Here is a 10,568-nt window from a genome sequence, read left to right on the forward strand (position 1 = left end):
ACAGTAGTTAAGCTCTCCAGCGCCCATGGTAGTTGGGGCTCGCGCCCCTGCGAGAGTAGGACGTTGCCAGGCAATTGAAAAACTTCTTAGTCATAGGACTAGGGAGTTTTTTTGAACAATCAGAAAAGTTGTGATGTAAGTATTAACATCAATCTGCCTTCATTATAGGTTGAAAGTAGCGCATGTTCTTTCATGGAACGCTTGCTCTTCCTAATACATAAATTTATCTATCCTCTTCCTCCATATCGAAAGTCTTCGTAATAACATCATCAGCACCTGTACACCGACTCTCTATTTTGTCTTTTGCTCACTAGGGATATATGTTAAAGGCCCCTTTAAATTGATACTGATATCATAGTTTATTATGCGATAATTAAAAATTAGAGGAAAATTTCTGCTTCTCTGAGGTTTTTCCTAATGCCATGCTCAGTATGATGCATCAATCATCCTCTAAAAAAACATTACTTACTGGCATATTGGTACAAAAATTGAGATACTTATAACATATATAGATACTTGATGCTAATCGATTTAAAAATTGCAATAATGAGGTGAAGAAATGTCGGATAAAATGAGAAAGCTAGCTAGAGAAGATAACCCTGAAATATTTAAATTATCTCAATTTGCTTTTCAGTATTCTTTGTCGCAAGAAGAATTAATTGAACAAGAGGAAGAAGCAGCGCATCATGAAATATGGGGCTGTTTTGAAGAGGAGCAATTAAGTGCCAAAGTCCATATGATTCCTCTAAATGTAAATATTAATGGAAAAGCAATGAAAATGGGTGGGATAGCAGCTGTTGCCTCCTGGCCTGAGTATAGAAGAAGTGGAAAAATAAAAAGATTGTTACAGGAAGTTTTGCGTTCCATGAAATCAACGGGACATACCATTTCTTACTTACATCCCTTTTCTGTTCCTTTCTATCGTAAATATGGATATGAGCTTACTTTTAACCAAAGAAAATATCAGATACCAATGGATAGTCTAAAGAAAAAGTGGAAGGCAAGCGGTTATGCAAGACGGAATAAAAATAATTATGAGGATTTGCAAAAAGTATACTCAGCATATATATCTGCCTTTAATGGTGCGCTGATTCGGGATAAAAAATGGTGGAATCAAAGAATAATAAAAAAGGATACGATGACAACCATTTGCTATAATGAACAAAATGAAGCAGAAGGGTATCTTTTATATCATGTCAAAAATCAAATATTACATGTCGAGGAATTAGCCTATGTTAATTTAAATGGGTTAAAACTTATTTTGCAATTGATAAGCAATCATGACTCTATGGCTACAAAGGTTGAAATGACCGTCCCTGACAATGATCACTTGCCGATGCTGATTGATGAGCCACGCTATGAACAAAAAGTTGTTCCTTATTTTATGAGCAGAATAGTCGATGTGTTTTCTTTTTTACAAGATTATCCTTATAATCAGACAGCTGAAATGATACCTGTTAAGATAGCCGTGGAAGATGACTTTTTACCGGAAAACAATTGTACTTATTATCTATCTAAAGTAAATGGGCGAGTTGGCGTCAGTACAGAGAAGCCTAATGAGTTGGAATTTGGCTCGATCAATTGCTCTGTACAGTATTTAACCTCGATGTTCTTAAGCTATAATAGACCAACTGAACTTGCTGAATTACAATTAATTGAAGGTGATAAGAATGGTTTACAATCTTTAGAAAATCTTATTTCTTACAAACAAACCTACTTACCGGATTTCTTTTAAATCATCCTTTTACATAGGGATGATTTTTTTAAAAAGAGATAAAATTCAAACGTTCAATCTAAGAAAATTTTAAAAAAAGAAATAATTTAGCTTGTAAAAGGGTATAAATGAATTATCTGCTAAATAGAGAAGCTAAGGGGTGATTGTATTGCTTCAGGAAATTTTTGACGCTGAATTTATCGAGTCGATTACAAGGCTAGCGATCGCACTTATATTGTCAGGACTTATCGGTTTTGAAAGAGAACTGAACAAACACTCAGCGGGTTTTCGTACTCATATTTTAGTCGGAGTAAGCTCTTGTTTAATGATGCTCTTATCCATTAATGGCTTTGATTACTTTATAGAAAATTATGAGAATGTTCGATTCGACCCAGCTAGAATTCCTTCTTATGTCATAAGTGGAATTGGTTTTTTAGGTGCGGGTACCATCATTGTCAATGGCGGTACCATTAGGGGGCTTACAACTGCTGCTTCTATTTGGGCAGTTGCTGGTTTAGGATTAATTGTAGGTATTGGGATGTATAAAGAGGGATTTGTGACAACATTGATCATTTTAATTAGTTTAGTTGTCTTAAATAAATTCGAAAAAAGGTTACATCGTAAAAGTCATCATATTATTTTTGAAGTGAAGCTTTCCAAGGAAAAAAACGCTTCAACTTTTATTGAGAGTGTACAATCCTTTCCAATTGAAATTCGTGAGTTTGATATTTCCAACGAAAGCCCAGATGCAACCAAAATCAAAATGTATATTGATGCAATGCATCAGAAGAAGCGTGGCAATTTGTATGATTGGTTATTAGAACAGGAAGATGTGAAAAAAATCAAAATACGTTTTCGGTCTTAATGGTTTGAGAAACAGCAAGAAAGGTTATAATAATGAAGACCAAATAGTTTTCAACCAAGCTAACATAAAGTATAATAAATATATAGTCAAATATAGTCAAAGTCAGATTGGAGGAGGGAACATGCGTAATATCTCAGATATTATAGAAGAATATTTGAAAGAGATCATGCATAGTAACCAACATAAAATCATTGAGATAAAGCGTAGTGAAATTGCAGGTCGTTTTGAATGTGTGCCTTCTCAAATTAATTATGTCATCAATACACGATTTACTTTGGAGAAAGGTTACTTAGTAGAAAGTAAACGTGGTGGTGGGGGCTATATCCGTATTAGTCGCGTCACAAATGAAGATAAAGCAAAATTAATAGACGAAATTATTGAAATGATCCAACCGAAAATCTCACAGCAAAAGGCGATAAATATATTAGAGCGCCTCTTGGAAGAAGAGTTAGTTACCAAAAGGGAAGCAAAATTAATGGTTGGTGCTATTGATCGTAATACGCTCTCTTTTCAACTACCAATTCGGGATGAGATTCGTGCCAGAATTTTGTCGGCAATGCTTAATGCCTTAAAATATCAATTTTAGGAGGTGTACAGTATGGAATGCCAAGAGTGTAAACAAAATCCGGCAACTGTTCATTTTGCACAAGTGATAAACGGTGAGAAGACAGAAGTACACGTCTGTCAGCAATGTGCAATGGAAAAGGGGTATGTGTCTCAAGAAGATGATGCGTATTCATTGCACCACCTTTTATCTGGGCTGTTCAACCCAAAATCTGATGAAACGCACCAACAGTCACACAAAACACAAGAGACAGACTTACAATGTGATAAATGTGGCATGACGTATCAACAGTTTGCGAAAATTGGTAAGTTTGGATGTGCATCTTGCTATCATACTTTCGCTGAACATTTAAATCCGCTTTTTCGCAAAGTGCATAGTGGTAACACTGCTCACGAGGGAAAAGTACCAAAGCGAGTAGGTTCTGATATTTATCAACGTAAAAAGTTGCGAGATTTAAAGGTCACATTACAACAAGCAATTGCAGAGGAAGCCTTTGAAGATGCAGCTGAAATTCGCGATGAAATAAGGTCATTAGAGAAGGATCTAAACCGCTACGAGGAGCGTGATGAATCGTGAGTTTAGAGCAATTTATAAATGAAGCGATTAGTCCTTGGTTAAAAGAGGATGGTCCTGACAGCGATATTGTTATGAGCAGTCGTGTCCGGTTAGCTAGAAATTTTGAACAATCACCCTTTCCGTTAATTGCTGATGAAGAGCAAATGGAGAGTATTCTTTATTTTATGGAAAAAGAATTTAACCACCATTCTTATTTACAATATAAAGATTTAGAGTTTGTTAAAATGGCTGAGTTAAAGCAAGTAGAAAAGCAAGTATTAGTGGAGAAACATTTAATAAGTCCACATTTAGCTGATAAATCAAAGCATGGCGCTGCCCTTATTTCTAAAAATGAACAAGTATCGATCATGGTGAACGAGGAAGACCATATTCGGGCGCAATTATATTTTCCAGGTTTTCAATTAGAAAAAGCCTTGGAACAGGCGTTTCAACTAGATGACTGGCTAGAAGAAAAGGTGGATTATGCCTTTGATGAACATAGAGGATATCTGACAAGTTGTCCTACGAATGTTGGTACTGGCTTAAGAGCATCTGTGATGATGCATTTGCCAGCACTTGCAATCACACGTAAAATCAACCGAATGGTCCCTGCGATCAACCAGTTAGGTCTGGTTGTACGCGGTATTTATGGTGAAGGTAGTGAAGCATTAGGTAATATTTTTCAAATTTCCAACCAGGTAACCTTAGGTCGGTCTGAGGAGGATATTATTGATGACTTAAAAGGCGTTGTTGATAAACTAATTGAGCATGAACGACATGCTCGGAATTTATTAATGGAACAATCAGAGCTAGAATTAGAGGATCGTGTTTTTCGTTCCTATGGGATTTTGCAGCATAGTCGAATAATCGAGTCTAAAGAAACGGCGAAATGCTTATCTGATGTCCGTCTAGGTATTGATTTGGGATTCATCCATGACATACCTAAATCTATTCTGAACGAATTGGTTGTTTTAACACAACCGGCGTTCTTACAACAATATGCAAAAAAAATGCTGACACCGAATGAACGCGATGTTTTTCGTGCATCCTTAATTCGGGAACGTTTTACGTTGGAGCAAAAGGAGGAATATTAAAATGATGTTTGGACGTTTTACAGAAAGAGCACAAAAAGTTTTAGCACTATCACAAGAAGAAGCGGTACGATTAGGCCATAATAATATTGGAACAGAACATATTTTACTAGGACTTGTAAGTGAAGGTGAAGGTATTGCGGCGAAAGCACTTTATGCGATTGGCCTTGGCGCAGATAAAATCAGAGATGAAGTGGAGTCTTTAATAGGTAAAGGAAGCGAAGTATCCCAAACGATTCACTATACACCTCGAGCAAAGAAAGTCATTGAATTATCGATGGATGAAGCACGTAAATTAGGCCACTCCTATGTAGGGACAGAACATATTTTGTTAGGCCTGATCCGAGAAGGGGAAGGGGTAGCTGCTCGCGTATTAAACAACTTGGGCGTTAGTCTCAATAAAGCACGTCAACAAGTGTTACAACTGTTAGGGAGCTCAGAATCAGGCGGCTCTCAAAATGGACGTAACAGTCAAAGTAATAGTGCGAGTACTCCTACATTGGATTCACTTGCCCGTGATTTAACGGCAATTGCAAAAGAAGGGAATATCGATCCTGTTATTGGCCGTGAGAAAGAAATTGAACGTGTTATTCAAGTTTTAAGTCGTCGTACAAAAAATAACCCTGTTTTGATTGGTGAGCCCGGCGTCGGTAAAACAGCAGTAGCGGAAGGATTGGCACAACAAATTGTGCAAAATGAAATACCAGAAATACTTCGTGACAAGCGGGTAATGACACTTGATATGGGTACGGTAGTAGCTGGAACCAAATATCGTGGTGAATTTGAAGATCGCTTGAAAAAAGTAATGGAAGAAATTCGTCAGGCCAATAATGTGATTCTTTTTATTGATGAATTACACACATTAATTGGTGCTGGCGGTGCAGAAGGTGCTATTGATGCATCAAATATTTTAAAACCATCGTTAGCCCGTGGAGAATTGCAATGTATTGGTGCAACAACATTAGATGAGTACCGCAAATATATTGAAAAAGATGCGGCATTAGAACGTCGTTTCCAGCCAATTCAAGTCGATGAACCGTCTGTAGAAGAATCGGTACTGATCTTACAAGGACTAAGAGATCGTTATGAAGCACACCACCGTGTGACCATAACAGATGCGGCAATTGAAGCAGCAACAAAGTTTTCGAATCGTTATATTACCGATCGTTTCTTGCCAGATAAGGCGATTGATTTAATTGATGAGGCAGCTTCTAAGGTGCGCTTGCGTTCTTACACAACACCACCTAATTTAAAAGAATTAGAACAAAATTTAGAAGAAGTACGTAAAGAAAAAGACGCCGCAGTTCAAAGTCAAGAGTTTGAAAAAGCTGCTGCATTACGCGATGATGAGCAAAAATTAAGAAAAGAGCTAGAAGAAACGGAAGCGAAATGGAAAGAAAAACAAGGCCAGGAGAACTCGGAAGTAAGTGTTGAAGATATTGCTAGTGTTGTATCGACATGGACCGGGGTACCGGTATCGGCACTTACCAAGGATGAGAGTGAACGACTATTGCAAATGGAAGGAATTTTGCATGGTCGATTGATTGGCCAAGAAGAAGCAGTAAAAGCTGTATCCAAAGCAATTCGTCGTGCAAGAGCCGGTTTAAAAGATCCTAAGCGTCCGATTGGTTCGTTTATTTTCTTAGGACCAACTGGTGTTGGTAAAACAGAGCTAGCTCGTGCCTTAGCTGAATCAATGTTTGGCGATGAAGATTCAATGATTCGAATTGATATGTCAGAGTACATGGAGAAACATGCAACATCACGACTTGTTGGTTCACCACCAGGGTATGTAGGCTATGAAGAAGGCGGACAGTTAACCGAAAAAGTGCGCAGAAAGCCATACTCTGTTGTTCTGTTAGATGAGGTAGAGAAAGCACACCCAGAAGTATTTAATATTTTACTTCAAGTCTTAGAAGATGGTCGCTTAACAGATTCTAAAGGTCGTACCATTGACTTCCGAAATACTGTTTTAATTATGACATCAAATGTTGGAGCAAATGAACTAAAAAATAATAAATATGTCGGCTTTAGCCTTGGTGATGAAGAACAGGATTATAAAAATATGCGTTCTAAGGTAACGACGGAATTGAAGAAAGCTTTCCGTCCTGAGTTCTTAAACCGTATTGATGAAACCATTGTCTTCCATTCATTAGAGAAGAAACATATGAAATACATTGTAGAGTTAATGGTAAAAGAATTACAGAAACGATTAACTGAACAAGAGATAGACTTTGTATTATCAGATAAGGCGATTGAAAAAATCGCAAATGAAGGATTTGATCCAGAATATGGTGCTAGACCGTTACGCAGATCGATTCAAAAGAACGTGGAAGATTTACTATCAGAAGAGTTGTTAAGAGAAAACATTACAAGAGGACAAAAAGTAACGATAGATCTAGATAAATCAGGCGAATTTAAAGTTGTATAAAAGCTTAAAATCGGAAGGACCAACCCTTCCGATTTTTTTCAATACTACAATAGGATGTATGTAATCATTTCAAGCAAACATAAACTGCGAAGTAAAACTTTCTCTTAGAATTGCTTTCTTTCCTCTTCTTAGAAATGAGTGTTAGGGATATGTTGCGGCAACATACTTCACATTCCGCGGGTGACCCGTGAGCCTCACTCACCTAGACCGTTCGCTGTGGGAACTCACGCGTGCTGAATGATCCCGCAGTGAGCGGTCTTTGCTTAAGTAGATGTTGCACTTGAGCCCCCTGGGTGAAAGGGGGGTTTTTACGCAGCGTGGGTTAAGCAGTCACCTTCGAAAGAATGGAAGAAAGCTAGATCAAAGAGATTTTCACTAATGCGCAGTTTTTATCTACAGTGGTGTGTTGATATAATGCGATAGGGGGATGGACAAGATTTAAAGTTTTTACTTTTTTTACACTTTTTACATACATCCTTAACTAAATTGATAGATCTTTGTAACTTATGGACGGGTATTTTCGTATATAATGAAAGGGAGCGATACTTTTGGCTAAGCGAAAATCTAAATTTGTTTGTCAATCTTGTGGTTATGAATCACCCAAATGGATGGGGAAGTGCCCTGGGTGTAACGAGTGGAACACTCTAGTGGAAGAAGTTGTAGCTGCAAAAACAGCAAGAGGTAATTGGGCAACAGGCACTACCACAGCACAAAAACCAGAAAGTATAACAAGCATTCAGTTACACGAAGAACCAAGAATTAAGACGGGAATGCAAGAGTTAGACCGTGTGCTTGGTGGTGGTATCGTAGCAGGTTCACTTGTGTTGATTGGTGGGGACCCAGGTATTGGGAAATCCACGTTATTGCTGCAACTATCCAGCCAATTGGCACAGCGAGAAGTAGATGTGTTATATATTTCTGGGGAAGAGTCAACAAGACAGACAAAGCTGAGAGCAGATAGATTAGATGTTTCATCAGACAGTCTGTATGTACTTTCAGAAACGAATATGGTAGATGTTGCAAATCAGATTGATCAATTGAACCCAGGTTTTGTTGTTATTGACTCGATTCAAACCGTTTATAAAGAAGAAGTGACAAGTGCTCCAGGGAGTGTTTCACAAGTTCGCGAATGTACAAGTGAATTAATGCGCATTGCCAAACAAAATCATATACCTATTTTTATTGTTGGGCATGTGACAAAAGAAGGATCTATTGCTGGTCCTAGATTGCTTGAGCATATGGTAGATGCCGTATTATATTTTGAAGGAGAAAGACACCATACATTCCGAATTTTACGAGGAGTAAAAAACCGGTTTGGCAGTACAAACGAAATGGGTATATTTGAAATGAAAGAAGAAGGGTTAACAGAAGTATTAAACCCATCCGAAATTTTTTTAGAAGAACGATCACAAGGTGTAGCTGGTTCGACCATCGTTGCATCGATGGAAGGAACAAGGCCAGTATTAGTGGAGATACAGGCCTTAATATCTCCTACTAGCTTTGGTAACCCGCGTCGAATGGCGACGGGAATTGATCATAATCGAGTGCCATTATTAATGGCTGTATTAGAAAAAAGAGTAGGCTTAATGTTACAAAATCAAGATGCATATGTAAAAGTCGCGGGTGGCGTGAAATTAGATGAGCCAGCCATTGACTTAGCGGTTGCGATTAGTATAGCTTCAAGTTTTAGAGACCGAGCGCCATATCCAGATGATGTATTAGTTGGTGAAGTTGGTCTTACGGGAGAAGTACGAAGAGTATCGCGCATTGAACAACGTGTGCAAGAGGCTGCTAAATTAGGATTTAAGAGAGCCATCATTCCTGCCAAAAACATGGATGGCTGGACAGTCCCTGAGTCTATTAAAATTGTAGGGGTAAATTCTGTTCAAGAAGCAATTAAAGCAGCGTTAGAAGATTGAAAGTGGTTTAAAAGTGTGCTCTCTAGAAAAAGATTTAATACGTGGCAGGTAAATGTATTTCTTCTAAAAAATCACTGAAAAATGTTTAAAATTTTAGTGATTGGAGAGACTAGTCTATAGGAGGTGACTGTGGTGCTAAAACGATTTGTGCAACTATTTTTTATTATTGCAGGTGGTACCGCTGGATATTTATATATTCCAAGATTTTGGGAATTAATAGGGTTTGCTGAAGGCACATGGCTAACGTCTGATTATGCGCCTTACGTAGGGTTAATATTAGGAGCAATTATTTTATTTATTCTATCTATATGGATTTCTGATTTTATTGTTAGATTCTTTGCGTGGATTGAAGAAATGTTAATGAAAGCTCCCGTAGCGGATTTATTCTTTGGCAGTTTAGGTATTATTATTGGTTTAATTATTGCATATTTCTTGAATGATCCAATTCAATTAATTGAAATACGGGTAGTCTCACAGGTGGTACCTATCTTTTTAAGTGTCCTACTAGCCTATTTTGGATACCAGGTAGGTTTTAAAAGAAGAGATGAGTTTTTAAGTTTATTAACATTACCTAAAAAAGAAAAAAGAAAAGCTCTATCATCTGAAGAATCTAATACTGAATTACCAAAACCGAAAATTTTAGATACAAGTGTGATCATTGATGGACGAATTGCGGACATATGCCAAACGAACTTTTTAGAAGGAACGATTATTATTCCTCAATTTGTTTTAGAAGAATTACAACATATTGCCGATTCGTCAGATGCATTAAAACGAAATCGTGGTCGCAGAGGGTTGGATATTTTAAATCGTATCCAGAAGGATTTACCAATAAATGTAGAGATTTATGAAGGAGACTTCGAAGAAATTCAAGAAGTCGATAGTAAATTAGTAAAGCTTGCAAAAGTGATGAATGGTATTGTTGTAACCAATGACTTTAACTTAAATAAAGTTTGTGAGTTTCAGAAGGTACCTGTTTTAAATATCAATGACTTGGCAAATGCTGTGAAACCAATTGTGTTGCCGGGTGAAGAATTAGCGGTACAGGTCATTAAAGATGGTAAAGAGCAGAACCAAGGTGTTGCCTACTTAGACGATGGTACGATGATTGTTGTAGAAGAAGGCAAAAACTATATCGGGCAGAACATTGAAGTGGTGATTACAAGCGTACTGCAAACATCAGCAGGCCGAATGATCTTCGCCAAACCCAAAGTGCTTGAAAAAGCCCTCTAAAAAAGGTATAACTTATAAAGGATAGACAAAAGTGATAACATCAATGTTATCACTTTTGTTAGTATATAATTGACTCTAGGATACATGCAAAATGCACTTAAAACTACACAAAAAATATAAACTGCGAAGTAATACTTTATAGATTTGCTAGAGGTGAGTGATATCCATTCGCTCCGGCAGAACACTGCGCTTTCC

Annotated in this window: 8 protein-coding genes; all 8 read left to right on the forward strand. The window is 37.4% G+C overall.

Features of this window, described 5'->3' with window-relative positions; translation table 11 throughout:
• Positions 1-559 precede the first annotated feature (559 nt).
• The 8 genes from BM121_RS21560 to BM121_RS21595 all read left to right on the forward strand — a co-directional run bounded on the left by BM121_RS21560 (position 560) and on the right by BM121_RS21595 (position 10,373).
• On the forward strand, positions 560-1,735 hold the full coding sequence (locus tag BM121_RS21560) for a GNAT family N-acetyltransferase (RefSeq protein WP_091486827.1): 1,176 nt from the start codon (positions 560-562) through the stop codon (positions 1,733-1,735).
• 148 nt (positions 1,736-1,883) lie between these two features.
• Complete coding sequence (locus BM121_RS21565) at positions 1,884-2,579, forward strand: MgtC/SapB family protein (protein WP_091486829.1); 696 nt, start codon at positions 1,884-1,886, stop codon at positions 2,577-2,579.
• A 121-nt stretch (positions 2,580-2,700) separates the two neighbouring features.
• Complete coding sequence (locus BM121_RS21570; protein WP_091486832.1) at positions 2,701-3,165, forward strand: CtsR family transcriptional regulator; 465 nt, start codon at positions 2,701-2,703, stop codon at positions 3,163-3,165.
• 12 nt (positions 3,166-3,177) lie between these two features.
• A complete protein-coding gene (mcsA, locus tag BM121_RS21575) occupies positions 3,178-3,720 on the forward strand; it encodes a protein-arginine kinase activator protein McsA (protein WP_091486833.1) in 543 nt (180 codons plus the stop codon).
• Complete coding sequence (gene mcsB, locus BM121_RS21580) at positions 3,717-4,793, forward strand: protein-arginine kinase McsB (RefSeq protein WP_091486836.1); 1,077 nt, start codon at positions 3,717-3,719, stop codon at positions 4,791-4,793. The genes mcsA and mcsB overlap by 4 nt, the downstream gene beginning before the upstream one ends.
• A 1-nt stretch (position 4,794) precedes the next feature.
• Positions 4,795-7,221 (forward strand): ATP-dependent protease ATP-binding subunit ClpC, encoded by a 2,427-nt coding sequence (gene clpC, locus BM121_RS21585; RefSeq protein ID WP_091486838.1) that lies wholly within the window; start codon positions 4,795-4,797, stop codon positions 7,219-7,221.
• A gap of 548 nt (positions 7,222-7,769) precedes the next feature.
• Positions 7,770-9,140 carry a DNA repair protein RadA gene (gene radA / locus BM121_RS21590; protein WP_091486840.1) on the forward strand — a complete coding sequence of 457 codons (1,371 nt, stop codon included), beginning with the start codon at positions 7,770-7,772 and terminating at the stop codon, positions 9,138-9,140.
• 132 nt (positions 9,141-9,272) lie between these two features.
• Positions 9,273-10,373: a PIN/TRAM domain-containing protein gene (locus BM121_RS21595; RefSeq protein WP_091486842.1), complete on the forward strand. Its 1,101-nt coding sequence runs from the start codon at positions 9,273-9,275 to the stop codon at positions 10,371-10,373.
• Positions 10,374-10,568: the final 195 nt, after the last annotated feature.

It is taken from the genome of Gracilibacillus orientalis (assembly GCF_900114645.1).
Taxonomy (GTDB): domain Bacteria; phylum Bacillota; class Bacilli; order Bacillales; family Amphibacillaceae; genus Gracilibacillus; species Gracilibacillus orientalis.